Here is a 23,002-nt window from a genome sequence, read left to right as displayed (position 1 = left end):
CACCAAACCAAGCGCGCGCGAACAATCCCCAACAGCACCCATTTTTGCCCCCAGAGTCATGGACACCCCAGCGCGTCCGTAGAACGCGAGTCTACCGCCGGGCCGAGACAAAACAGAGAACCACCTGTTAACCAACTCTTCCTCCACAGGCCACCGGATCGAACCCCCAACGCCAACCGCCCCGACCACCGTGGAAGGCGTGAGGATCGCAATCGTCGCCGAATCATTCCTGCCGCTGATGAACGGGGTAACCCACTCGATCCTGCGGGTGCTGGATCATCTGCAGGAGCGCGGCGATGAGGTGATGGTGATTGCGCCGTCGACGTCGGACACTGATGTTTCGAGCGTCGTGAAGGGCGCGTATGTGCACCGGCTGCCGTCCGTCCCGGTGGCCGGGTACACGAATGTGCGGGTCGCGTTGGGTGGTGTGAATCGGGTCAAGCGAATCCTTGCCGATTTCGCCCCCGACGTCGTTCACCTCGCCTCCCCGTTCGTGCTCGGCTGGCGCGCCGTGCAGGCCGCGGACCAGCTTGGCATACCGACGGTTGCGATCTACCAAACCGAGGTTCCCAGCTACGCCGCCCGTTATGGCGTGCCTTTCCTGGAGAACTGGGCCTGGAACCGCGTGGACAACATCCACCTCCTGGCCACCCGGACCCTGGTGCCGTCCACCTTCGCGCTGAACCAGTTACGCGGGCGCGGCATTTTGCGCGTGGATATGTGGCGGCGCGGTGTGGACACTGCCCGCTTCAACCCCGCGAAACGTTCGACGGCGTGGCGCAGCACGGTGGCGCCCGAAGGTCACCGGATCATCGGCTACGTCGGGCGGTTGGCCGTGGAGAAACAGGTTGAGGACCTTGCGGTGATCGCGGACCTGCCCAACACGAAACTCGTGATCGTCGGTGACGGACCGCAGCGCCCCGCGCTTGAGGCCCAACTGCCCAACGCCCACTTTGCCGGTTTCCTCGGCGGCGAATCCCTCGCCGAAGCCGTCGCTTCCTTCGATCTCTTCGTCCACCCCGGCGAGTTCGAGACCTTTTGCCAGACCATCCAGGAAGCCATGGCGTCGGGCGTTCCTGTTGTTGCGACCGGCCGTGGAGGCCCACTGGACCTTGTGGAAAACTCCCGCACCGGCTGGCTGTACGAGCCGGGCAACCTCGCCCAGCTGCGTGGTTACGTGCAGGACCTGATGGGCGACGACGCCAAGCGCCGCGCGTTCGCCACGGCGGCTACCGCGTCGGTCCAAGGCCGGACGTGGCCGGTACTCTGCGCCGAGCTGGTGCGGCATTACGACGAAGTGATCAACGGCGTGCATCCCGATTCCGCCGGCGACAACGACTCCCAACTGACTCCAAGCAAAGGACCTTTCTCATGAAGATCTCCGTGATCGGCTGCGGATACCTGGGCGCAGTCCACGCCGCCACCCTCGCTTCGATGGGCCACAACGTGGTGGGCATTGATGTTGATTCGCACAAAGTTGAACAGCTGAACAAAGCGTTGGCTCCCTTCCATGAACCCGGTTTGGACGAGCTCCTCGGGGATGGCCGCACCACGGGTCGGCTTGTGTTCACCACGGACTTCTCTTTGGCGGCGGATGCGCAGGTCCATTTCCTCTGCGTGGGCACCCCGCAGTCCAAGACCTCGGACACCGCGGACCTCTCCTACCTGATGAGCGCAACACGGAGCCTCCTGCCGCACCTGGCCAAAGGTGCCGCCGTCGTCGGTAAATCCACGGTGCCTGTTGGCACGGTGGAGGCCATCCGCGCTGTTTTGGCGAGGCGATCCGACGTACTCCTCGGCTGGAACCCCGAGTTCCTCCGCCAGGGCACGGCCGTGAAAGATTCGTTGGTGCCCGACCGCCTCGTCTACGGCGTGCCAGGCGGCAAGGGCGCAGCGGCCGGCGTGCCGGTAACCGCCGTCCTGGATGCCGTGTACGAGCCGCTGGTCACCGCCGGCATCCCCCGCTTGGTCTGCAACTTCGCGACGGCGGAGCTGATCAAGTCGGCGTCGAACGCATTCCTGGCCACGAAGGTCAGTTTCATCAACGCGATGGCCGAGCTGTGCGACGCGTCGGGCGCCGACGTGAGCGAACTCAGCGAAGCGATGGGCCTGGACCCGCGCATCGGCAACCGCTACCTGCACGCGGGGCTCGGCTTCGGCGGCGGCTGCCTGCCCAAGGACATCCGGTCTTTCCGCGCACAGGCCCGCGAACTCGACGTGCCGTCCGTGGATGCGTGGATGGCCTTGGTGGACTCCGTGAACGTGGACCAGCGATCCCGTGCCGTGGACGTGGCCCGCGAGATGTGCCGAGGATTCCTGTCCGGGCGCACGGTAACGATCCTCGGCGCGGCCTTCAAGCCCGACACCGACGACATCCGCGACTCCCCCGCCCTCGACGTCGCCCAGCAACTCGCCGCGGCCGGCGCCCACGTCACCGTCACCGACCCGAAGGCCATCAACAACGCCTGGATCCGCTACCCGCAGATCCGCTTCGAAGCCTCCACCAAGCGGGCCCTCGAAGGGGCCGAGCTGGTGCTGCTGCTGACGGAGTGGAACGAATACGTCGGGTTGTCGCCTTCTGAGGTTGGGGCACTCGTACGACGCCGGATGGTGCTGGACGCGCGCAACGTGCTGGACGCCGAGGCTTGGCGGGCAGCCGGCTGGACGGTCCGCGGCTTGGGTACCGGCGCTGCGGTTGCGGCGGAGGAGCGCGCTGGGTCGCTTCCGGGTGCGGGGGTTCCGGGACGGAAGCACGCGCGGGCGTAGGTTTTTGCTACCGAGGCCGATTTCCGGCTTCACAGATGGGCAAGATCCTGGGTTCATCCGGCAAAGTGTTGTCGATGATTCGTGTGGCCCGAGCCCACGGCTTGGCGCTGGCAAAATAGAGCCGCTGCCCGCCGACATAGCGAAGCATTGTTGGATGTTCCGGATCGGGGTGGCTGCCGTCCCTTAAATTCATTCTTCGAGCAGTTTCCGTGAACGGCACATCCAGGAAGACTGAGTAGTCCCAATAATTGGCCAGCTCATCGCGGTGCAGGAACATACCCTCGACGATGACCAACGCATCCTCGGGCGCCGACTGAGGTTCGGGGTGGAGCATGAGGTTTCGAACGTGGTCGGAGGCGGCGCTCCGGTACTTTCCGTCTCCGCCAACGCCGAGGGGCTCCAAGACGAAGTCGCGGAGAGAGTCGTAGTTGTATGTGTCCAACCAGAATCCTTCGGGTGACGTCCGCCCAAGACGGTAGCGAACCTCACGGAGGTTCAAGAAGTCATCTGCCTGGATCGTTATGACGGACCGGCCGGATATTGCTGCGGCAAGGTCAGAGGCAAAGGTCGATTTACCACTACCGTCAACGCCGTCGATCGCAACGTGTCGGCGTCCGGGGTCCAGAGACAACAGTTCTGATGCAACGACGTCTATGATTTCCGAGCGCTTGCTCCCGTTTTCGGCCATGGACCAAGGATGCCATCTTCCGCACAGGACCGAGTTCAGCTCCCATGAGTTACCACGCGCTAAGTCATAGAAAACTTCTCCTCCCTTTCCGGAATCGGCTGGTGTTAGGGTCGCATCACGCGCCATCGCATCGGCGCTTCTAAAAGGGGGCATTACTTTGAAAACGCGTTCTATTCGCACGGCCAAAAACCAGCATTTGGTACGCAACTCTTCGTGGGTTCGCGGCGGCAAGGCATTCGGGTTGGTGGCCATCGGGTCTTTGCTGGTCTTCGTCACAGCATGCGGCGGTACGTCCACCGCCAGTTCCGTGAGCAGTTCCAAGGCGTCGCCTTCGTCTACGCCATCTCCAACGCCGACTCCGTCAAAGATCGCAGGGACCGTGTGTACCACGGAGAAGGCGACCCAGCTCGAGTCCGGCGACACCTACATCTGCGCGGTGGACCGCAGCGGGAAACTGACGTGGTTGGACTCAGCAACGGCGAAGAAGCTGTCGGATGAGAGGGCCGCCGAGGCCGCAGCCAAGGCGGCAGCGGAAAAGGCCGCCGCCGACAAGGCAGCTGCAGACAAAGCCGCCGCCGACAAAGCTGCCGCCGACAAGGCCGCGGCGGACCAAGCCGCGGCCCAAGCTGCCGCGGCCGCGAAAGCAGCGGCTGACCAGAAGGCCGCGCAAGCAGCGGTTCCCAAAGCGGCGCCCCAGGCGCCGAGCAACTGCGATCCGAACTATTCCGGGTGCGTGCCCATCGCGTCCGACGTCGACTGCGCCGGAGGCAAGGGCAACGGCCCGGCCTACGTTCAGGGACCAGTGACCGTCATTGGATCAGACATCTACGACCTCGACAGCGACAACGATGGGATCGCCTGCGAGAAGGGCTAACTCCAGCGGGCCGGGGCGTCAGCGGTTGCTGGCGCCCCACCGGCTCTGCACGTCGAGGAGGAACTTGATACCGGCGTCGGTGGGCTTGGGATCAATGCTCTTCCACATGCGTGTTCCCCACAAGGCAAGACAATCCAAAGGTCGCCGCGCGTGGAAGTAGATGTCCCGGCCCAGATCCGGCGGGATAGGAGCATTACCGTTTTTGAGAACGAATCCGTGCATCGAGAGTTCAGCTGCGATCGCTTCGCTCAGATTGTCCCACTGTGGCTTACTGTCGGTGAGTTCCCAGTGGACCACCAGCCTGGTGATGAGTTCATCTGCAGCCGTATCCGGTGACGCGCACCGCGCAGCCAGGAATTCCCACAGCTCGGCGGGATCCCGAACCACACGTCGCCCCACAGGCGTGAGCAGCAACTTGTTCTTGTTCTTTCGCAGCAGTTTCCAGCGCTGGAGTTGCTCTCTCAGATCCATGACATGCGGAATATTGACCTCGTTGCGGCCGGTCCCAATCCAGTCGTCGTCCCAGTTGAGCTCTGTCATCATCCGCTTGACGATTGCCGGTTTGAGCCATCCAGCAGAGGTCAGGTCGAGCCCATCGGGATCAGCTTCTTGGAGAAGCCATAGGACCGGCGCCAAGACTGCGTCCATGTCATCCAGCGAAGGCGGCTCCGCCCAGATCCTGCGGGCAAGGCGATTCAACTCGCCATTGACGGATTCCAGGTCGAAGGCGACCGGATCGAATTCCTTGGCCTTCATACCCGTCACCCATTCGAGCCACTCCACGGCTTCCCTGTGCTCTGGGTGCTTTGTATCCCCAACCACGCGCACAACGTTGGCGTACCCGTGCACGCCGCCCGAGTCCTCAACCGGACCGCGCATTGCCCCGCCCGTGCAAAGGATCACATTGTCATCCACTTCAGCCGGGCCGACCACCTCGATCTCGTGGGTCCAGCTGTCGCCAAAGTCGTACTCGTATTCAAACGGCGACGTTCCGGGAGACGCCGGGTCGAACAACTCAAGCACCGCCACGTCCGCCGCGGATTCGGCACCCTCGGGAGAGTCGTCGTCGAGCGTGCCTATGGCCCGTTGTTTTCCATCGGTGCCCGGTCCCCTGAAATCGTAGAGGTGCGCGTTCTTCCAGCCGAAAGCAACCTGGATGGCTTCGTGGAGCTCGGCCAAAGTTGCAGTCTGCGGAATCACCAGTTGTCGCCAGATGCTGGGCTCCGTCTCACTGATGGAAATGCGCAGTTCGACGCCGGGAACTTGGGTGGGTGCGGTCATACGGCAATTCTGCCAGCCGAGACAGCCGTTCGCGGCCGGCACGGCCCCTAGGCGATTTCCCGAAATACCTAATTTCCCCCATTCACCACCTAATTGCGGCCAGCCGGGTCTAGGGAGCGTCTTTTCCGACACCTAGTCCGAATATTAGGGTCCAGAATCTGTCCATGGTGACACGCTTCTTTCCTTGGGCACTCCGAATTCTGGGCTTCATCACTGCGGCCGGATCCGCGGCCTCTGCCACCCTGCTGTGGCTCGCTCCCCCGCCTGAGGAACTCAAGGTCCTCGATCCCCACATCCTGAAGACAACCGCCGTCGTCCTGCTGGCGCTCCTCGGCGCGGCGGCGCCGCTCGCCACCCTGGTAACCAAGGCCACCAATTACCCACTCTGGAAAGCTGCCGTCTTCGCCCTCGCCGCGTTCACCAACGCGATGACGCTTGGTCCGGAATTAGCGGTCAGGTTTCAGGACATCACGTCCACCTTCGCCGAAATGTCTGGCCTGATTCTGACGATCGCGAGCTTGCTGGTGTACATGGACCGCGTTCACCGGCAAGTGGCAGCCCGGGCGGGAAGGCGAGGCTACCCCACCACCTAGAGACACGGGCGGAGCACCTCAACCAGCGAATTGACTTCCAGATCGTCCTGTAACACCGACCGTACGGAGGCAGAGAAATAAAGTTCCTGACCCTGACATCGGCCGCAGTTTTCCTCTGCGTGGCCGTTATTGCTTTCTTTAGCAATCCCCCAATGGCAGCACTGTCCTTGGCAGCATCCGCTGCCAACGTTGCCACGTGGATCGTCTACAAGCGGCAGCGAAGGTAGCTGCGTAGTAGCGTCCAAGTGGCAGCCCGGGCGCGAAAGCGAGGCTACCCCACCACCTAGAGACACGCGCGGAGCACCTATCTTTTGCCTCGCCCCCAAGAAAGGCAACCAAAGCAGGTTGAGATCAAGCCAATCTCACCACCTAGAAAAATCAAAACGACACCTAGTCGCAAAAATCGCCCTTAGGCTCACTGTGTGCTTCCGGAGCGGGAGACCCGGTGTCCGGCGGGAACCCCCACCCGCTCCAGGCGTAGGAAGCATAGGGCACGGTTCCGTTGGCTACCCCAAGGCGGAACCGTGCCCGCCACGGAAGCGCAACCGCACGAGCCGGTACACGATGCCCGCGGCAAACATCAGCACGCCGAGCCCAATGGATAGCGGTGGCAACGTCGCCACCAACACCACGCAGGCAACAGCCCCCGCGATCTGCAACGCTTTCGGATAGCGCCGGTCCTCGGCCGGTTGCGTGAACGCCGCAATGTTGGCCACCAGGTAGTACAGCAGCACGCCGAACGACGAGAATCCGATCGCCCCGCGAAGATCGGCCACGGCGATGACCAGACAAATCACCACACCGATCGTGAGCTCGGCCCGGTGCGGAACCTTGTACCGGGGATGGACGGCGGCGAGCGCATGCGGCAGGTCGTGCTCACGCGCCATGGCCAGACTCGTCCGGCCCAGACCGGCCACGAGGGCCAGCAACGCCCCGAGCGAGGCAACAGCGGCGCCAACGCGCACCACCGGAGCAAGCCACGCCAGCGAGCCATGCTCGACGGCGGCAGCCAGCGGAGTTGGATTGCTGGCCACGCCGTCCGGGCCAAGCGCGGCCAGCAGCGTGACGGCGATGATCGCGTAGATAAGGATCGTGACGCCCAGGGCAATGGTGATCGCACGCGGAATGGTGCGCCGTGGCTCCAATACCTCTTCGCCCATCGTCGCGATCCGCGCGTACCCAGCGAACGCGAAGAACAGCAGCCCCGCGGATTGCAGGATCCCGTACCAGCCATGGGCCAGCAGCCCATCCCCCACCACGTTGCCGAGCGAGAGCCCCGAACCACCCCAGCATGCGGCAACGGCAACCGCGAGGGCGAGCAGCACGGCGATGACCAACACCCGCGTCAGTCCCGCTGTCCGCGTCACCCCGTGATAGTTCACCGCCGTCAAAATCACGACGGCGGCAATCGCCACCGGGCGCTCCCATCCGGCAGGGGCGGCGTAGGCAGCGAAGGTCATCGCCATGGCTGCGGCACTTGCCGTCTTGCCGATGACGAATCCCCATCCAGCAAGGAATCCGGACCACGGCCCCAGGCGTTCGCGACCATAGACGTACGTCCCACCGGATGTCGGATAGGCGGCGGCCAGCTGCGCCGAGGACGCGGCGTTGCAGAACGCGACGAACGCAGCCACAACCAACCCCGCCAGCAACCCCGAACCAGCGGCAGCCGCGGCGGGTGTGAAGGCCGCAAACACACCGGCCCCGATCATGGAGCCAAGGCCGATTAGCGACGCATCGAAGGTACCGAGCCGGCGGGCCAAGGCGGGTGGGGTGTTCACCCAGCCAGCCTATCCAGAGTCACTGCGGCGGAAATGTATTCCCAACCAAGATGAAGAGACTTGTCCGTGAAGTTGCGCCGGTCTTCCTCAGGGCGTTGGAAATGTGGTTCTCCACCGTCCGTGCGCTGATTCGCAGACGTTCCCCGATCTGGACGTTGGACAGGTACCCGGCCAACGCGGCGATCTCGATCTCCCTCTCGGTGAGGGCACTCGCCTCGAAGGTATTGAAGGAGAGTTGCTCGTTCTCGGATGGAAACCTGGCCGCAAAAGCCGAAGACGCCGTGGCCAAAGCTTCCGCCGAAGTCGTGTCTCCTTCAAGCACGTGTCCCCGGAGCGCACTGCGGAGCAGCATCCCCACCTGGTAGACGTCTTGATCGGGCTCGTAGTGCTTCAGGAGCAAGCCAAGCAGCTGATGGTCAGTCTCCACCACGGCGGAAGCGATGGAAACGAATTGGTCATGGACCAGGATTCCGCTGTCCCGCAGCACCTTATGCAGCAGGTCCAGGACCCTGCGGCCGGGAGCCAGGCACGTGCACAGCAGGGCCGTCATCTTCGCCTCGAGAACGTAGCCGCTCTTGAGCTGCCGTTTGATGAGCATGCTGGCGTCCCTGTCGAAGGTGGTCGGCTGCATGTCCGAGGTGGTGATGAGGACGTAAGCCCCTTTTCCGATCCCAGGCAAGGGACCGACGTCGGGCATTTCTGCCCTGGCCTGGGACGCGATGGAAAGCGCCGGCGCCGTGGAGGTGGTGGCGTGGCGCAGCCCGGCCAGCCGGAGCATGGCGTCGTAGAGGAGGTCCACCACGAAACCGGGACGGCCCATCGCAAACACGCTGCTCATAAGGTACTCGGCTTCGTCGAAGTGCCCGCTGTACAGCAGGCCGTGAACGGCAACGTAGCTGCTGGTCACCACCCCGAACTGATCAAGGTTCTTGCGGGCTTCGGCTCGCCAGTCAAGCGCGAAAACGAGCGACTCGTCCACCCTTCCGGCTGCGAACAGCGCGTAGCCGTGGATGAAGGGCCGCAGGTGTGGGAAGAGCTCGTCACTTTCGACGTCGCTGATGAGTTTGAGGGCGACGGCAGGCCGGCACCGGTACAGCTCCAGCAGCGCCCGCGTCAGAACCTCGAGCGCCCGCCCATTCGCCGCGGAACCTTCAGACAGCTGCGCCGGCACGCGCCCGTGTGAGGCCGCCAGGAAAAGCATCGCAGCTTCAGCATCAGCGCTCTGCTCCGGGTTCGCGTCGGCGAACCCCTGCAAAACCTCGACGGCGGCACTTACGCCGCCGGACGGTATCGCCAGTAGGGCCTTCGTGATGGTAAGGAACAGCAGCTCGCTGGGGTCGGCGTCGTCCGTTGGCGTTTCTGTCAGGACGCGGGCGGTGCGCACGGGATCAACCGGCGCGCCCCAATAGACGCGCAGCAGTGACGCGGCGTTGGTGGGCGTCTTGTTGGCTTCCCAGCGCTCGAAGCGGGCACGTTCGCGGACGGCGTTGTGGTCCTGGAAGTGCCGGGCGGTGACGGCGTCGTCGTTTCCTCGTTCAAGGCGCAGCCCGGAGAGGACACGGGAGAGGCAGTCGGCCGTGGAGGTTTCGTTACCCGTAGGCGGCGGCGTGGAGTCCAGGATTCCGGCGATCTTGCTCCGCAGAAGGTGCCGGTCCCGCAACGTCCGCCGACCCCGGAAGTAGTCGACGATCACGGGTGGGCTGATCGCGGCGATGGTGCCGTTGTGGTGATCATCCATGACGGAGAGGAAGCCGTGGCGCTCCAGGCTGTCCAAGGCGTCGGCCGGAACCACCTTTTGCAGGACGTCGATGCGGGCGGTCCCGAGGATCGCCATGCTGTGCAGCGCCGTGAGGTCCTCGGGTGGCAGCTCAGCGAGCAGTGCCTCCACGGTGCCGCTGAGGTGATCATTCCAGAGGCTGCCGGTGGTCATGTGCCAGGTGTCGCCCCGCCGGACCAGCAGGCTGCTCAGCAGGGCGGTCTCCGTGATCCGCACAATCAGGCGCGGGTTTCCGGCGGACTTGGTGAGGATCCGGGCGGTGGTGTCCACGTCAACCGGGCCGCCGAGAACCTTGGCGACCAGCGCGTGGACCTGCTCGTAGTGCAGCGGTTCCAGTTGGACCACGGCCTCCCGCCCCTGGTTGAGGACCGCCAGCTCACCCCGCGAGAAAGTATGCGTTTCCGGGGCCGTGGCAATCATCGGCACGAACGACTGCTGGCGGACGGCCTCCAGGACCGCGAGCGATTCGATGTCCAGGAGATGGATGTCATCCACCACCAGGAGGTGCTTGCCCGGCTTTGCGAGCTGGCTGACCAGCACGTCGGCGAGGTCCAGGACGCCGCTGCGCCCCGGGCGCATCTCCATGCCGAGGCCCTTGACCGCGGCGTAAGGGATGTCGCGGTGCGTCCGGAGGCCGGTGACAGTGTGGATGGTGAACCCGGTCTTCTCCGCATTGGAGACCGCAGTGGAAACAACGGTGGACTTGCCGCTTCCGGGCGAGCCGATGACGCGCACACCAATGCCGCGCCCGACGTAGTCGAGGATGCGCTGCACCTCAATATCGAACACCCTGCCCAACCTTCTGTTTCCGTTGACCACTGTCATGCGGTTCACCCCGGAGACTAAGGCCGAAAATCGGGACTAGGGGTCCAAAAGTGCCTTGCACAGGCGTTTTTGGGCCCAATTAGGTGGTGATTTTGCAAAATTAGGTGGTGGCGCGGATCGTCTAGGTGGTGGTTTCGTGGCTCGGTTTGGCTCTGGCTGGCGGTCGGGCAGATCATCGGTACCCCTTGCGTGATGGTGTCTTGGTGTCCACGCTATGGGTGCCTGCAGCTGAACTACAGCCATGTAGTTCACTATGTGGATAAGTGTTCGATCTTATTGAAAGTCGTTCATACATATATTCGACTGCCGATTGTTCGCGCTCACATCACTCGGCTTCCAAGGGCGAAAGTGACTCTTGCATTAAATTCAGAACTATGCTTCGATGCAAACGTCGGCAAAAGCATCCGCTGACAAAAACCAACCAAAAAATGATGGTCTATTTGTGCTGCCTATCTAGGAGGCGAAATGAAAAAAGGAGTCCGTTCAGGTCTCGCCACATTTGCACTCTTGTCCCTTTTTCTCGGAACAGGTCAAGCCGCATATGCCGCGGACGATCCCGATACGACGGAGCTCATTAAGAAGTTGTCAACGCCAAAGTCAGCTACAAGTGCTTCGTTTCTAGGCTCACCTAACCTTAAGAAGGGCACGACCTTCTCAACCGCATCTTTGGGATACACACGTGCAACGCTATATTCCGGCGACTGGCCTTTGTTTACCGAAGAGAATGTTGATTTTTACTACGACTGGAGTCGGGTCACTGCCAGCTACGGCTATCAACGCGTGGGTGCCTTCGGATTCAATACAGTTCAAGCTCTCGGAATAAACCGGAGCTACGACTCTGTCTGGCAACACAGTTATCGAGCTCTGACCGATGCCGGCGTCGGCACACCTACGCCTTGGGGCAACGCCAACATCTACCATGCAACCGTAGTCCAGGGCGCCAACGTGTATGGCGACGGCTACTGGTACGCGTGGCAAGAGTAGCCTCGACCGACTCACAATGTTGGGGCGCCCGCCAGCCCCGACGCACAACGAGGTGACATGCTAAGAATAGAAAACTTGTCCAAGTCGTACCGCGGAAGCCCCGTCTTGAATGGAATCACACTTAGCCTGCCCTCTCAGGGTCTGCATCTCATTCAAGGCGAAAATGGTCGAGGGAAAACGACGCTCTTCAAGTGTTTGGCCGCATTAGAGCACTTCAACGGTTCAATCACGTGGAATGACCGGCACCCCCGGCAAGCAATTGCGGCAGCCTTCGATGATTCATCGATACATCCCGCCCTTTCAGGGCTAAAGAATCTCAGTGTTCTCCTTGATCGCTCACCGAAAAGCCTGCAGGCGGATCAGGGCACCGTTAGATTCCTGTCAGTCGGAGTGCTCAAGAACAGCGCCAAGGGTTACTCAATGGGACAACGAAAAAAGTTGAAACTGACTGCAGCTCTCATGAGCCATCGCCAATGCATTCTGCTCGATGAACCTTTGGCTGGCCTGGATAAATTGGGCCGACAAAAACTCTGGGAAGCACTTAAATCAGCGGCAAGACAAAAGTGCATTATCGTTGCCGACCACGAGACCGATTTCTACCGCGAACTGAATCCTACAACCTTCGAGATCGACAATGGTCTCTTGCTGTCAGTACCAGAGCCGTTGTCGGAGGGCATCACAGCATGATTAGCAAACTCTTGCGCTCACTTCGGACAGAGCTTAAGTACGAGGCGTGGACTCGCACCCTTTACTTCCCGCTCGCTGTTGTGGTGGTCGCGCTCACTATGTCGCTGAGCGGGAGCGTTAGTAACGTGAGCGCAAGCCTAGACCAGTTCCGCTCAACTGAAGCGCATGCTGAAGCAAATGGCCTGACGCTCAAAGAAGCACTGGCTCACCCGAGCAACGTTGTCACCCAGGGCAATCAGCGTATGCTCGACAATCCTTTACGCTTCGACTACGAGCATGCGTATAACTCCTTGCAAGCATTTGACGAAGAGAACGCTGTGGGCACGGGCTTAGAGATGATAACGTTCGTGGTTTTCCCAGTGCTTTTCTTCATCTACGGCTGCGCAGTTGCCGTCAGCGACACCCGTCGTCGGATTCTCAAGGACAGGATCCTGTTTCAGGGTCCCGTGCCCTATGTGGCGGCAAAAGCATCAGTCGTGATGGCAGTTGCCATCGGTACGGTCGTTGTTGCGGCAGGGGCTTCATGGCTAGCGGCGCCCATACTTCGCGCAACCCTTCTCGGAGAGTTTGCTGGCGAGCTGAACTACAGGCCCGAGATCGTGAGAGTTGGAACACCGGTCTTGCAAGTTGTCTTCAGTAGTTCGATAGCTGCGGCGTTTGGGCTTCTGGGCTTTTTCGTCGGCCTTGTCAGCAGGGCAATGACTCTGCCCTGTCTAGCGGCCGGTGGACTTCTTATGGTGGCACCCTTCGCAGGAGCCTACGACCCTCGAAACATCATCTCCACGATCGGACAAGGCGTATTCAACTTCTGGGGAGGCTTCAGCCCCAGACCATCGTTTCCTGTAGATCCTGGCATCGGGCTGATAATGCTGCTCGGGTGTCTACTACTTCTCGTCGGAATCTCGTCGGCAGCGTGGTGGAGGATGACTAAGTTCGTGTAGTCGCGAACCTTGGTGGCGGTCCCTGCACAGCCACGTTCGTCCTATAACCCTTAGTCACCTCAAGAACGACAAAAAGCAGGGCCGGTCAACTGACCGGCCCTGCTCTTGTGTTATCCGAAGACTAGATAGCCTGGATGTTTACTGCCTGGGGACCCTTGGGGCCCTGCTCGACGTCGAAGGAGACCTTCTGGTTCTCTTCGAGGGAGCGGTAGCCCGAGGAGTTGATTGCGGAGTAGTGAGCGAAAACGTCCTGGCTGCCATCTTCCGGGGAGATGAAGCCGAAGCCCTTTTCAGCGTTAAACCACTTGACGGTACCTGTAGCCATAATTTCAGTCCTTACTGAAGGTGGAGATTGTTCCCGACTTTCGGGTCTCCGGTGTGGGGTGTTCTCCACCGTTACTTCAGAAGGTCGCGATCCAAAAGGACCGCGGGGACTGCCTGAACTACCAAATGCCAAACACAACAACACCGTCAAGTCTACAGACATCTGGCGGTATGGCTAGTACTGGGGGCGGTTTAATCCAGCGGGTGTGTTTGGCAGTTCAAACCGAGTGGTCCTCAGTTTTCCGTTCCAAGTGTCCATCCACTCCCCTGCACCATTTGCGACCATCACTGTCAGTGAAAGACACCGACGGCATGTAATCCGTATTTCCCGGGATGGGTTCCAGCACGCGGTGCTGCTCCACGTACACGGGCCAGCGCCTCCGCTCGCTGAAGAAGTAGCGTCCCGGAGGGAGGATCTTGGCCGCCGCTTGAATCTCCGGGATCGGCGTCCCGTTACCGCTTTTGCCCTCCTGCCGGTGAAGCTCAACCCCGAACACGGGAGCATCGCTCGAATTCACCAGCTCGATCCCCCACTGGAAAGCACCATCGGCTTCTCCCCTGACCGGCCAGCACACGAGCTGCGCCGCCTGCCGCCTTTCCAGCATGGCAATCGACCGCTCGTCACGCTCACCTTCCAACTGCAACATGCGCTGCGCGTCAGTTACCGCCTGGCCTGAGTGCCGGGTAGCCCTCACAACAAAAACCAGGGTGACGCACGCCGCCACGGCCCCAATGACTTGTCCAAGATCAGCCAAGAAATCCATATCTCCCCTTCGACGACGATCTGCCGGGCAACTGCCCGCCGCTAGTTACGTGACGCGAACGACGGCGGCATGACGGACCGGCGCGTATCGGCCCCTTCGCCGGATGGCATCTACCTGACGTGCAGCTCGCCGCCGGATGGCATCTACCTGACGTGCAGCTCGCCGCCGTATGGCATCTACCTGACGTGCAGCTCGCCGCCGTATGCTGCACACAGCCCCTACTCACGGAGGAACGTCCCATGCAGATGCCCAAGCCGTCCGAAGCCGACAAGGAACGCTTCCGCTCAGCCGTTCCCGAGCACCCGGACGTGGTGGTCAAGCCGATGTTCGGCAATCTCGGAGCGTTCGTGAACGGCAACATGTTCGCGGGGTTGTTCGGACCAACCATCGGCGTGAAGCTTTCCGAGGCTGACCAGCAGGAGCTCGAAGCGAACCAGCAGACGCAGCCCTTCGGCCCGGAGGAACGCCCCATGGGCGGATACGTAGGTCTCCCGGAAGCCTGGCAAGACGACGCCGAACGAACGGCGGAGTGGGTGGCCAAGGCTTTCGAGAACGTGTCGAAGTTGCCGCCGAAGGCTGCGAAATCCTCAACAAAGCGTTAGGCATTTCTGGTGTCCGCGCAGTTTGGGCGCGGTCACGGAAGTAAGTAACGACGGCGGTAAGCCAGTCAAGCGCGTCACGAACCACCCGCAGGAATCACCTAATGAAGTGGAGTTCGTGAATCTGCTTGATTTGGGTCATGCCGGAATGGTCAACGACGCAAGGGAGCGTTCCTGCACCCGGCGTGCGCGCACCACAAAGCGCGCCAGCGTCCTAAGTCCCACCGCTTTCCTCGCCTCGTGGCCTATAAGCTCGCCGGTCCGGATCAGACAAGATGCGCGGCAGACCGCACCGTGGCCAAACATTCTTCCAAGGTCGGCGCGTCCCCGTAAATCAGGCTGGTGGCGAGCTGGTAGGACCGCTCCAGATGGGGCAAAGACTTCTCGTCAGGTGAAAAGGCGCGGCTCGCAGCGTACCCCTCCGCTGGACGTTCGGTGAAGGGGAAGCTGGCGGCCGTAGAGTGCTCTCCGATGTCGGCGACAAGGCTGGCTACGCCGTCCTTGCCAGCCTCCGCCAGAGCCGACAATACCCGGTCGTCGTTAAGGAGGCGGTGGATGTCGTAGAAGTGACGGCCGCCCCGCTCCAGTGCTGCTTGGGCGCTCTGTTCCGGCAATCTGGTCACAGCGTCGTGGACCAAAGCGAGCTTTTCCAGCAAGGTCCTCTCCGGCGCCAACACCCGTACCGGCACGGCCGCGAACTCCTCGTACGCCGACTCGGGCTCATTGAGAACATCAATGGCGTATTCAGCGGCCAGCGAGCGGATGTGCCGTGTCTCGGTGGGGAACGTCCCTCCGCGGGTGCCCATCTCCAGTAGGACGCCTTCGGTAATTGGCGGCGAGCCATAGGAGGCCGGGAAGTAGTAGCGCATGTTGCGCTTGACGCCTGTTGATGAGCCTTCCAGATTTTCGTGGTCACCGTCGAGGCCGAGATGTGCGCGGATCTCATTACAGATGGCCTTGAGGAATTTGTCTTTGGCCTTTGTAGAGCACTCGTCGGGGAACCCGATCAGCAGATCAACGTCTTCCGAAAACCGGTGGATGATTCCGAATGCGCGGCTCAGGCTGGTGCCACCCTTGAAGACGGCGGTAACCGGCAGGTCGTCCCCCGACTTGTCAGTTATGGTACGGGCCTCCATAGCCGAGCGAAGCACTTCGATAACCCAAAAGTCCTTTTCGATGAAAGCCTGCGGAAGGCCCAAATGCAGCGCCGCGGCGTCAACGAGCGCCTGAAGATCGTCGGGTGCGCTTCGCAGCTGTGGGGCCGTCAAACCGTCAACTCCGCTGCCAGCTGACCCCATCGGCGACGGACGTCAGGAGCCTCGCGGGGAACAGCGTCAGCGATGAGGTCCGGATGTATACGGTTTTCGCTGACGAACTTCTTTGACGCCGCAACGAGGGCGGACCAGCCGGATTCGATGACGCCGGGTTCGCGGAGCAGTTCGAGCAGACCGATGTCCCAGTACGACAGCTTTTGCCGTGCAGGGTTGCTTCTCTTGTGCAGTTCTACTCCTTCCAGACCTTCTCGCATTGGGCCGGAAGTAGCGAGGTCCACTTTGGCAGGAACCTGGGTAGTGAGACCGAAGGCGCGGGCTGCAGAATAGCCACACGGACCGGTGCCTTCGGAGCCGAGGACTTCCAAAGCGGTTTCCAGAATGCTGGGCCTGGCCATGCCGAATCGAGTCTTCGGACCTTTGTAATACAGGCCTCGTGCCGCTTTGACCAGCTTGCCGTCTCTCGCCGCCCGTGACAGCGCAGCCCGAGATGCGGTCGAGCTGCAAGGGATGTCGGAGACACGCACGTAAGACTTCTCTGGAATCTGGTCCAGGAAGGCGGTCGCGGTAACCTTGGTAGCCGTGCTCATGTCACAAAAGCTTACGGAGTTTGTGACAGATCAACAAGCTGATGGATCTAGTGGCCACCTCGGAGCTATCCGGCAAACTTTCCATTAAGAGCCACGCCGTCTCGTCCTCGTAACCGCAGTCGGCGACGGTGTACTCGCCGCACTCCCCCACTTCCCAAGTCGGGGTCAACGCCTCATACGCGGTTGCTCGGGCCCGTTCAAACGACAGCATGACCCTCCAGTCGGGCCGCTCATGCCCGCGCCGCCGGAGACGAGCGAAAGGCCGCACTTCTTTCCGGCACTGCACTGTGGAGCACAACACTCCGAAGGGCAGCCTCGATAGCGATCCTGTGCGTTCCCGCCCGGGGACGAGATACGCCACGTCAACCACGGGCAACTGTTGAGGGCGAAAACTGGCTAGTCGCAGATTTATCCTTTGCCTTGGACGAAAACTGGAGCGGCAAGGACCTGGACAGGCTGGCCCAAGAACTGGGAGGGACGTACACGGAACTCAACAGCTTCGATCAGTCGTAGGCACCGAATGAAGTCGTGCCTCCCAGGCTCGGAAGCACAGCCGGATTACTGTTGTTCCAAGGTCAAACCTAGGAGCAGCAAATGTCGGATGACGAATCGCTGGAGCCAGCCCCTGAACACGACGGCCAGACGTCCATAAACGATTTCCTGCCGCCAGGCGAGGCGCCCACTCCCATCGAAATCAGGGAACCAAGCGATGCCGAAATCGCGGCCTTTTTCGAGTCACAGGGGCAGTAACAGCCCGGTTCCGGGATGTCCGGCGCTGGCCAAAAGGACAGCAGCTCAAGAGGCAGCCTGACACTCGCCAAACCGGCAAAGAAGTGCTGTGATCGAGCTATGTCCTCCATGAACGGAACTACAGCGCTCGTGACCGGCGCGACGGGCGGACTCGGCAAGGCAATCGCCACTGCGCTGGCACGTGAAGGAGCCACCGTGGTGGTAGTTGGACGCTCCTCAGCCCGGGCGGAAGACGCAATGCGCGACATTCACAGCACTGTTCCCCACGCATCCCTGGAGCCTCTTGCGTGCGACCTCTCAAGCCAGGCCTCCATACGAGCGGCAGTTGAGGAATACGCGTCTCGGCACCAGGAGCTCAATGTGCTCGTCAATGCTGCAGGAGTGTTCCGAAAGGAGCGCCATGTGACGTCGGACGGGCTCGAACTCACGTTCGCCACAAATGTGATGGCGTATTTCCTGCTCACCAATCTTCTATTGGATGCACTGAAGCGCGGTGCAAGCACCGCTGAAACCAGGACGTCCAGGGTGGTGAACATAGCCTCGAAGTATTCAGGCGGTCCATCGGTCACGAAAATCGATTTCGACGATCTGCAGACCGCTCGTGGCAAGTACAGCTACATCCGCGCCACCCCGCCGACAATGCTGGGCCGGGTCCTCCTGACACAGGAGTTCGCTGAGCGTCACCGGGGATCCAATGTAGTGGTGAATGCCGTTCACCCGGGCCTCGTAAAGAACACGGGGCTTTTGCAGGACGTCGGCGGCCCATTCCGCCTGCTAACCAATGCATTGGGCAAGTCTGCTGAGGAGGCGGCCGACACACCTGTCTGGTTGGCCACCTCACCAGGGACGGCGGGCGTCACCGGCAAACTCTGGGCCAAGCGCAAGCAACTGCCTACTCCGGGCATGGGCTCAGACCCGGCCGCACGACGGCGACTGTGGGAGGAATGCGCTCGGCTGGCGGCCCTCACTGCGGGCTGATTCTGGGCACCCTCAGAATCCATCCCCAAACCCCACCCCCGAGCGTAAAATCCACGCCATGGGATCCGCCCCAGATACCGTGATCATCGGCGCCGGCCAAGCCGGTCTCGCCACAAGCTACTGGCTTACGCAAGCCGGCGTCGAACATCAACTCCTCGAGCGGCGCGACTCCCTCGGAGGCGCCTACCAGGACCGATGGGACGGGTTCTACATGAACACCCCCAACTTCACGCTCGACCTCCCCGGCATGCCCTACACCGGCGACGACCCCGAAGCCTTCCTCCCCCGCATCGCCATCGTCAACCTGCTCAGGCGCTACGCGGAGGTTATCAGCGCACCCGTCCACACCGGCGTCGACGTCACCCGCCTGTCAGCAACCAACGGCACCTTCCACCTGGAAACCTCACTCGGCAGCATGCAGGCCAAGAAGGTCGTACTCGCCACCGGCGCATACCAAGTCCCCAAGCTCCCCGCCATGGCAGAAAAGCTCCCCAAGGAAATCATTCAGCTCCACGCCCACGACTACCGAAGCCCCCGGCAACTCCCCGATGGCGCCGTCCTCATCGTCGGCACCGGCCAGTCGGGCGGACAGATCGCCGAGGAACTGCACGACGCCGGCCGCGACGTCCACCTCGCCGTCTCCACCTGCCCCGAAGTACCCCGCCGCTACCGCGGCCGCGACATCCTCTACTGGCTCCTCGAAACCGGCAAACACGGCCCCGACTACGGCATCAACGCCCTCACCCGCGAAGCACTGCCCTCCCCCGCCGCCCGCTTCGCCTGCAACCCGCTCCTCTCCGGCACCGACGGCGGCCACGACATCCACCTCCGCGAACTCGGCCGGCGCGGCATGCACCTGCACGGCCGCCTGGAAAGCATCGACGACGGCGACATCACCTTCAGCGACGACCTCCCCGAACGCCTCATAACAGTCGAGCAAGGGTTCCACCAACGCATGCGGAAGGCGATCGATGGGTACATCGCGGCGGCTGGGATCGATGCGCCGGATCAGGAGCCGGTTCCCGGGGACGACTGGCTGCCTTCCGAACCCGCCCGGCTGGACCTGGTCGAAGCAGGCATCACTTCCGTTTTGTGGGCGACCGGGTACGGACTGGACCTATCCTTCATCGACATGCCCGTGCTGGACGACTTGGGGTATCCAAAGCACACTGCAGGCGTGACCGAGCAAGCCGGTTTGTATGCCGTTGGGCTTCCCTGGCTGACGCGGCACTACTCATCCATCCTCGGTGGGGTTGGGCTAGACGCAGCGTACGTGGCGGGCATCGTCACAAAAGCTTTGGCTCCACGCAGTGCCTAGCCGCGCATGAACATGTTCCATCAATGAGCGATAGACATCCCCACGATAAGTGTCGACTCCTCCGACAAAGTGACGGCAATATTTAAATATTTCTCGAAACTCTCCCATTTAGCTCCTAAATGACAAGCGTCCAACACGCATGTTGACCAAGAGAGTAGATCGTGATTAGTTCACATAGGCAAGTACTTGTCTCCATGCGGCAGATCCGGGGGAATTCATGATCTACACGGCGCAATCAAGACCCTACGTCGGCAATGTTCCACATGCGATCGACTAATGGCACCAAACACCGTCAGTCAATTGGCATCGCTACAGCCACTTTGAGCCTAATTTCACTGCAAGTCGGCAACAGTATTGCCGTGAGCCTGATTTCCTCGGTGGGCGCCTCAACGGCCACGCTTCTTCGTATCGGCATAAGTGCATTAGTTATGCTCCCAATCCTACTGTTTGTGCGAGAAGCCGATCATGTAACGAAGCGACAGCTGTTTAGTTACGGGGTAATCGTGGGATTGATGCAAATCTGCTTTTACCAAGCAATATCGCAGATCCCGCTCGGCCTCGTGGTTGCCATAGAGTTCATAGTCCCGATGCTATTCGGGTGCTTTCGTTCGAAATCCTGGAGGACCAGAGCTACCGCAGTTGGCGCTATTGCAGGCTTGCTTCTCTTGGCAGAATACGACAAAGCAGCAGCGCTTGGAGGCATTGTCTGGGCGGTGGGTACTGGACTTTTTCTGACGGCATACATAAGAATCGGCGGTGCGCTACCAATAGATGCGAACCCCTTACTTACACTTTCCAGAGCACTTTGGATATCGTTGGCAACCGTCCTACTCTGGCAAATTGTAGTCGCGCGAATCCCCGTAAGCATTTCCAGAGATATGCCGATAGTTGCGGCGATCCTTGTTGCAGCCCTAACCATGATCATCCCATTCATACTGGAACTCTTCGCAATGAAAAGTCTTAATACAATAGCCTTTGCAATGCTAGCAGCATTGGACCCAGTTCTTGCGTCAATTGTTGGCGCCACCGCATTAAACCAGCCAATTAACGGGATAAAAACAGTCGGACTAGTTCTGATACCGGTAGTGCTGTTGCAGTGCTTTGGCTCGAAAAGATCAAAGAGACGGGAGAGGATAGTGGAGTTGAAGGATCTAACGAACAAAATTGAGTCGATGGTGCCTCTAGACAGGGGTTCAAAAATTTTAGTGTCGTGCGGCTACTTCGACGTTACAAGTGGCATCGACGACTTTGCTGTTGGATCGATGAAAATGGGACTCTCCTTCGGTAGAGCCTTGGAGCACGACCATCGCCTGTACGTCCCCCTAGCTATCGCGTCCTCATCAATGACTTGGGATTGGCTTGCCACGAGGACGCCTGTGACATCAGCAGCAAAGCGCGCGGGTCTGTCGATATCACGCAACTAGAGAAAATTTGCGCGGCGAACGGAGCCAGCTTCGATACGGTACGCGAACGTACGCTCCGCAACCGCTCAGCTAGGTTCCTCAAGTCTTGGCTGCGCAGCCCAGCCCAAGACCCCACGCTGAAGATGCAGGACAACGAGATCTATTTCGACTCTGATCTGTATCAAACCGTTCTAGCTGGGTCCGTAAATAGCGAAGGGACGGGCATCCCGCGATGTCCGTTAATCTGCAGTGAATATCTAGACTTGGCTTTCTCTAAAATGAGAGGTTCGCGCCCAAGTGCCGCAAGAATCATCTTCGACTTCAATCGGGCGGCAGACAAAGACAAAGTGATCAAAGGTACGGAGATGTATCTCTCGCGGAAATCATCAGGGTCAGAAACGGTTGTCCTGATGTTCTTTGAACCTCATACAAATGATGTCGCACCACTGTCCTACAACTCGAGCGGTTTTGAACGGAGCGCAGCATGATCTACCTTGACTTCCAGGCCACCACTCCAATTGCCGACGAGATAGCTGACGTTGTCGACAGGACCGCAAGAGAAAATTGGGCGAATCCATCAAGCCCACACATGGCCGGGCTTCGAAGCCAGGATGCCATGGAGAACGCTCGCCGCAAGATGGCGAGCCTCCTCGGCATCCGCCCACGGGAGCTGTTCTTCACGTCCGGCGCTACGGAGGCCAACAACTGGGTCGTGTCTATGCTTGAGCCCAGCCACTTCAACCATATTATTACGACAGCAATCGAGCACAAGTCCATGCTTGATGCCTGCCTAGCCTTCGAGAAGCACGGCGGAGATCTCACGGTTCTGCCCGTGGATGGCCGTGGTTTCGTAGACCCCATGGATGTCAAAAAATCGCTCAAGACGACGACAAAACTTGTATCGGTCATGGCTGCCAATAATGAAACCGGTTCAATTCAGCCGCTCGAGGAAATCTCAAAGGTCACGAACGAGGCTGGCATTGCTCTTCACTCCGACGCGACGCAGGCAGTTGGATACCTCGTGGATAACTTCACTCGATTTCCGGCAGATCTCCTCAGTTTCTCAGCCCACAAGCTCTACGGGCCGAAGGGAGTGGGCGCCCTTTACATCAGCGATAAATTTCAAGCATCTAATGGCATAGATCGTTCACTACTTTACGGAGGAGGCCAAGAAAGAGGAATGCGACCGGGAACAGAAAACCTGCCTGCCATCGTTGGGTTCGCCAAGGCTCTTGAGCTTTCTCGCGAGCTTTCCCACTCAGAGCGAAAGCGGGTCGGCGAACTCAAGAATCAATTTTGGGAGAGTCTGGCCCTCAAAGTTCCATCGGTGATTGCTAATTCTCCCACGGAGAATTGCTTGCCCAATTGCCTCAACGTACAATTTCCAGATGTAGACGCTACGGACCTTATGGCGGCCGTTCCACAGCTGGCACTGTCCGCTGGCTCAGCTTGCAACTCTACCGATCAGAAGCCCTCGCATGTGCTCTCAGCCATGGGGGCATCGGCCGAAGTAGCTAGGTCCAGTCTCCGGATTGGGTTCGGGCGGATAACCACGTCCCACGACGTCCGTCGGGCTGTTAATATGCTGTCCGACGCCTACGCGGTGCTCAAGTCCGTGTAGCGTCTGCGAACTCATTTAGCACTCCGGCGACTGTGCAGGTCTTTGGACGTAGGTCCACCCATGCCTTCGCAGTCGCCGGATGCGTTCGAAGATGGCCGCCCATTCGGCAGAATACCGCTCGGCTCTGCAACGTCATTCAAGCAATCTCCACTCCGCATCTAATGGAGCAGTCAGCCAATTCGCCGTC

Annotated in this window: 21 protein-coding genes; 13 read left to right on the top strand and 8 right to left on the bottom strand. The window is 60.5% G+C overall.

All coding sequences use genetic code 11. From position 1 onward, the window contains the following. The first annotated feature begins 199 nt into the window (after positions 1 to 199). Together ACFVSJ_RS00515 and ACFVSJ_RS00510 are read left to right on the top strand one after the other, a co-directional pair. The gene (locus ACFVSJ_RS00515; protein ID WP_387433095.1) at positions 200 to 1,375 is read left to right on the top strand and encodes a glycosyltransferase family 4 protein; all 1,176 of its coding nucleotides are present in this window, start codon (positions 200 to 202) and stop codon (positions 1,373 to 1,375) included. Next, complete coding sequence (locus ACFVSJ_RS00510) at positions 1,372 to 2,766, top strand: UDP-glucose dehydrogenase family protein (RefSeq protein ID WP_387433093.1); 1,395 nt, start codon at positions 1,372 to 1,374, stop codon at positions 2,764 to 2,766. Before ACFVSJ_RS00515 ends, ACFVSJ_RS00510 begins: the two co-directional genes overlap by 4 nt. Before the next feature lie 7 nt (positions 2,767 to 2,773). Here the strand turns inward: ACFVSJ_RS00510 and ACFVSJ_RS00505 are convergent, their stop codons facing one another. After that, positions 2,774 to 3,775 carry a hypothetical protein gene (locus tag ACFVSJ_RS00505; RefSeq protein WP_387433091.1) on the bottom strand — a complete coding sequence of 334 codons (1,002 nt, stop codon included), beginning with the start codon at positions 3,773 to 3,775 and terminating at the stop codon, positions 2,774 to 2,776. A 58-nt stretch (positions 3,776 to 3,833) separates the two neighbouring features. On the opposite strand from ACFVSJ_RS00505, the gene ACFVSJ_RS00500 reads away from it, so the two are divergent. Further along, a complete protein-coding gene (locus tag ACFVSJ_RS00500) occupies positions 3,834 to 4,328 on the top strand; it encodes a hypothetical protein (RefSeq protein WP_387433089.1) in 495 nt (164 codons plus the stop codon). Between the two features lie 18 nt (positions 4,329 to 4,346). Here ACFVSJ_RS00500 and ACFVSJ_RS00495 read toward each other — a convergent pair whose 3' ends face one another. After that, positions 4,347 to 5,609, bottom strand: coding sequence for a plasmid pRiA4b ORF-3 family protein (locus ACFVSJ_RS00495; RefSeq protein WP_387433086.1), 1,263 nt, complete (start codon positions 5,607 to 5,609; stop codon positions 4,347 to 4,349). Positions 5,610 to 5,773: 164 nt separating this feature from the next. Here ACFVSJ_RS00495 and ACFVSJ_RS00490 point away from each other — a divergent pair, with 164 nt between their 5' ends. Continuing rightward, positions 5,774 to 6,202 (top strand): hypothetical protein, encoded by a 429-nt coding sequence (locus ACFVSJ_RS00490; protein ID WP_387433083.1) that lies wholly within the window; start codon positions 5,774 to 5,776, stop codon positions 6,200 to 6,202. Between the two features lie 506 nt (positions 6,203 to 6,708). Here the strand turns inward: ACFVSJ_RS00490 and ACFVSJ_RS00485 are convergent. Both ACFVSJ_RS00485 and ACFVSJ_RS00480 read right to left on the bottom strand, forming a co-directional pair. Further along, complete coding sequence (locus tag ACFVSJ_RS00485; protein WP_387433082.1) at positions 6,709 to 7,983, bottom strand: APC family permease; 1,275 nt, start codon at positions 7,981 to 7,983, stop codon at positions 6,709 to 6,711. A 19-nt stretch (positions 7,984 to 8,002) separates the two neighbouring features. Further along, the gene (locus tag ACFVSJ_RS00480; protein WP_387433080.1) at positions 8,003 to 10,585 is read right to left on the bottom strand and encodes a LuxR C-terminal-related transcriptional regulator; all 2,583 of its coding nucleotides are present in this window, start codon (positions 10,583 to 10,585) and stop codon (positions 8,003 to 8,005) included. Positions 10,586 to 11,050: 465 nt separating this feature from the next. Between ACFVSJ_RS00480 and ACFVSJ_RS00475 the strand changes: the two genes are divergently transcribed. From ACFVSJ_RS00475 to ACFVSJ_RS00465, 3 genes are all read left to right on the top strand, one after another. Then, positions 11,051 to 11,569 (top strand): hypothetical protein, encoded by a 519-nt coding sequence (locus ACFVSJ_RS00475; RefSeq protein WP_387433077.1) that lies wholly within the window; start codon positions 11,051 to 11,053, stop codon positions 11,567 to 11,569. Between the two features lie 75 nt (positions 11,570 to 11,644). Next, on the top strand, positions 11,645 to 12,256 hold the full coding sequence (locus tag ACFVSJ_RS00470; RefSeq protein ID WP_387433075.1) for an ATP-binding cassette domain-containing protein: 612 nt from the start codon (positions 11,645 to 11,647) through the stop codon (positions 12,254 to 12,256). Continuing rightward, positions 12,253 to 13,197, top strand: a complete 945-nt coding sequence (locus ACFVSJ_RS00465; RefSeq protein ID WP_387433072.1) for a hypothetical protein — start codon at positions 12,253 to 12,255, stop codon at positions 13,195 to 13,197. Before ACFVSJ_RS00470 ends, ACFVSJ_RS00465 begins: the two co-directional genes overlap by 4 nt. 121 nt (positions 13,198 to 13,318) lie before the next feature. On the opposite strand, the gene ACFVSJ_RS00460 is transcribed toward ACFVSJ_RS00465, so the two are convergent. After that, on the bottom strand, positions 13,319 to 13,522 hold the full coding sequence (locus ACFVSJ_RS00460) for a cold-shock protein (RefSeq protein WP_021472668.1): 204 nt from the start codon (positions 13,520 to 13,522) through the stop codon (positions 13,319 to 13,321). 217 nt (positions 13,523 to 13,739) lie between these two features. Further along, positions 13,740 to 14,285 (bottom strand): hypothetical protein, encoded by a 546-nt coding sequence (locus ACFVSJ_RS00455; protein WP_387433067.1) that lies wholly within the window; start codon positions 14,283 to 14,285, stop codon positions 13,740 to 13,742. A 239-nt stretch (positions 14,286 to 14,524) separates the two neighbouring features. On the opposite strand from ACFVSJ_RS00455, the gene ACFVSJ_RS00450 reads away from it, so the two are divergent. Then, the gene (locus ACFVSJ_RS00450; RefSeq protein ID WP_387433065.1) at positions 14,525 to 14,887 is read left to right on the top strand and encodes a TfoX/Sxy family protein; all 363 of its coding nucleotides are present in this window, start codon (positions 14,525 to 14,527) and stop codon (positions 14,885 to 14,887) included. Between the two features lie 263 nt (positions 14,888 to 15,150). Here the strand turns inward: ACFVSJ_RS00450 and ACFVSJ_RS00445 are convergent, their stop codons facing one another. Then, on the bottom strand, positions 15,151 to 16,152 hold the full coding sequence (locus ACFVSJ_RS00445) for a nucleotidyl transferase AbiEii/AbiGii toxin family protein (RefSeq protein ID WP_387433063.1): 1,002 nt from the start codon (positions 16,150 to 16,152) through the stop codon (positions 15,151 to 15,153). After that, on the bottom strand, positions 16,149 to 16,745 hold the full coding sequence (locus ACFVSJ_RS00440) for a hypothetical protein (RefSeq protein WP_387433061.1): 597 nt from the start codon (positions 16,743 to 16,745) through the stop codon (positions 16,149 to 16,151). Before ACFVSJ_RS00440 ends, ACFVSJ_RS00445 begins: the two co-directional genes overlap by 4 nt. A 594-nt stretch (positions 16,746 to 17,339) precedes the next feature. Here ACFVSJ_RS00440 and ACFVSJ_RS00435 point away from each other — a divergent pair. The 5 genes from ACFVSJ_RS00435 to ACFVSJ_RS00415 all read left to right on the top strand — a co-directional run bounded on the left by ACFVSJ_RS00435 (position 17,340) and on the right by ACFVSJ_RS00415 (position 22,815). After that, complete coding sequence (locus tag ACFVSJ_RS00435; RefSeq protein ID WP_387433058.1) at positions 17,340 to 17,495, top strand: hypothetical protein; 156 nt, start codon at positions 17,340 to 17,342, stop codon at positions 17,493 to 17,495. A gap of 108 nt (positions 17,496 to 17,603) precedes the next feature. Continuing rightward, positions 17,604 to 18,473, top strand: coding sequence for an SDR family NAD(P)-dependent oxidoreductase (locus ACFVSJ_RS00430; RefSeq protein ID WP_387433055.1), 870 nt, complete (start codon positions 17,604 to 17,606; stop codon positions 18,471 to 18,473). Positions 18,474 to 18,531: 58 nt separating this feature from the next. Continuing rightward, a complete protein-coding gene (locus tag ACFVSJ_RS00425; RefSeq protein WP_387433053.1) occupies positions 18,532 to 19,791 on the top strand; it encodes a flavin-containing monooxygenase in 1,260 nt (419 codons plus the stop codon). A 359-nt stretch (positions 19,792 to 20,150) separates the two neighbouring features. After that, the gene (locus ACFVSJ_RS00420) at positions 20,151 to 21,215 is read left to right on the top strand and encodes a DMT family transporter (protein WP_387433050.1); all 1,065 of its coding nucleotides are present in this window, start codon (positions 20,151 to 20,153) and stop codon (positions 21,213 to 21,215) included. Positions 21,216 to 21,678: 463 nt separating this feature from the next. Further along, complete coding sequence (locus ACFVSJ_RS00415) at positions 21,679 to 22,815, top strand: cysteine desulfurase family protein (protein ID WP_387433048.1); 1,137 nt, start codon at positions 21,679 to 21,681, stop codon at positions 22,813 to 22,815. Positions 22,816 to 23,002 lie beyond the last annotated feature (187 nt).

The organism is Paenarthrobacter sp. NPDC058040 (assembly GCF_042885775.1).
GTDB lineage: Bacteria > Actinomycetota > Actinomycetes > Actinomycetales > Micrococcaceae > Arthrobacter.
This window is presented reverse-complemented; position numbering and strand designations above follow the sequence as displayed.

What these genes read in the sequence shown, in the direction of transcription:
- ACFVSJ_RS00455 (WP_387433067.1), bottom strand. Translation starts at nt 14,285, where the DNA reads ATGGATTTCTTGGCTGATCTTGGACAAGTCATTGGGGCCGTGGCGGCG.
- ACFVSJ_RS00450 (WP_387433065.1), top strand. Translation starts at nt 14,525, where the DNA reads ATGCAGATGCCCAAGCCGTCCGAAGCCGACAAGGAACGCTTCCGCTCA.
- ACFVSJ_RS00495 (WP_387433086.1), bottom strand. Translation starts at nt 5,609, where the DNA reads ATGACCGCACCCACCCAAGTTCCCGGCGTCGAACTGCGCATTTCCATC.
- ACFVSJ_RS00435 (WP_387433058.1), top strand. Translation starts at nt 17,340, where the DNA reads ATGTCGGATGACGAATCGCTGGAGCCAGCCCCTGAACACGACGGCCAG.
- ACFVSJ_RS00510 (WP_387433093.1), top strand. Translation starts at nt 1,372, where the DNA reads ATGAAGATCTCCGTGATCGGCTGCGGATACCTGGGCGCAGTCCACGCC.
- ACFVSJ_RS00415 (WP_387433048.1), top strand. Translation starts at nt 21,679, where the DNA reads ATGATCTACCTTGACTTCCAGGCCACCACTCCAATTGCCGACGAGATA.
- ACFVSJ_RS00425 (WP_387433053.1), top strand. Translation starts at nt 18,532, where the DNA reads ATGGGATCCGCCCCAGATACCGTGATCATCGGCGCCGGCCAAGCCGGT.
- ACFVSJ_RS00440 (WP_387433061.1), bottom strand. Translation starts at nt 16,745, where the DNA reads ATGAGCACGGCTACCAAGGTTACCGCGACCGCCTTCCTGGACCAGATT.
- ACFVSJ_RS00465 (WP_387433072.1), top strand. Translation starts at nt 12,253, where the DNA reads ATGATTAGCAAACTCTTGCGCTCACTTCGGACAGAGCTTAAGTACGAG.
- ACFVSJ_RS00430 (WP_387433055.1), top strand. Translation starts at nt 17,604, where the DNA reads ATGAACGGAACTACAGCGCTCGTGACCGGCGCGACGGGCGGACTCGGC.
- ACFVSJ_RS00475 (WP_387433077.1), top strand. Translation starts at nt 11,051, where the DNA reads ATGAAAAAAGGAGTCCGTTCAGGTCTCGCCACATTTGCACTCTTGTCC.
- ACFVSJ_RS00480 (WP_387433080.1), bottom strand. Translation starts at nt 10,585, where the DNA reads ATGACAGTGGTCAACGGAAACAGAAGGTTGGGCAGGGTGTTCGATATT.
- ACFVSJ_RS00460 (WP_021472668.1), bottom strand. Translation starts at nt 13,522, where the DNA reads ATGGCTACAGGTACCGTCAAGTGGTTTAACGCTGAAAAGGGCTTCGGC.
- ACFVSJ_RS00490 (WP_387433083.1), top strand. Translation starts at nt 5,774, where the DNA reads ATGGTGACACGCTTCTTTCCTTGGGCACTCCGAATTCTGGGCTTCATC.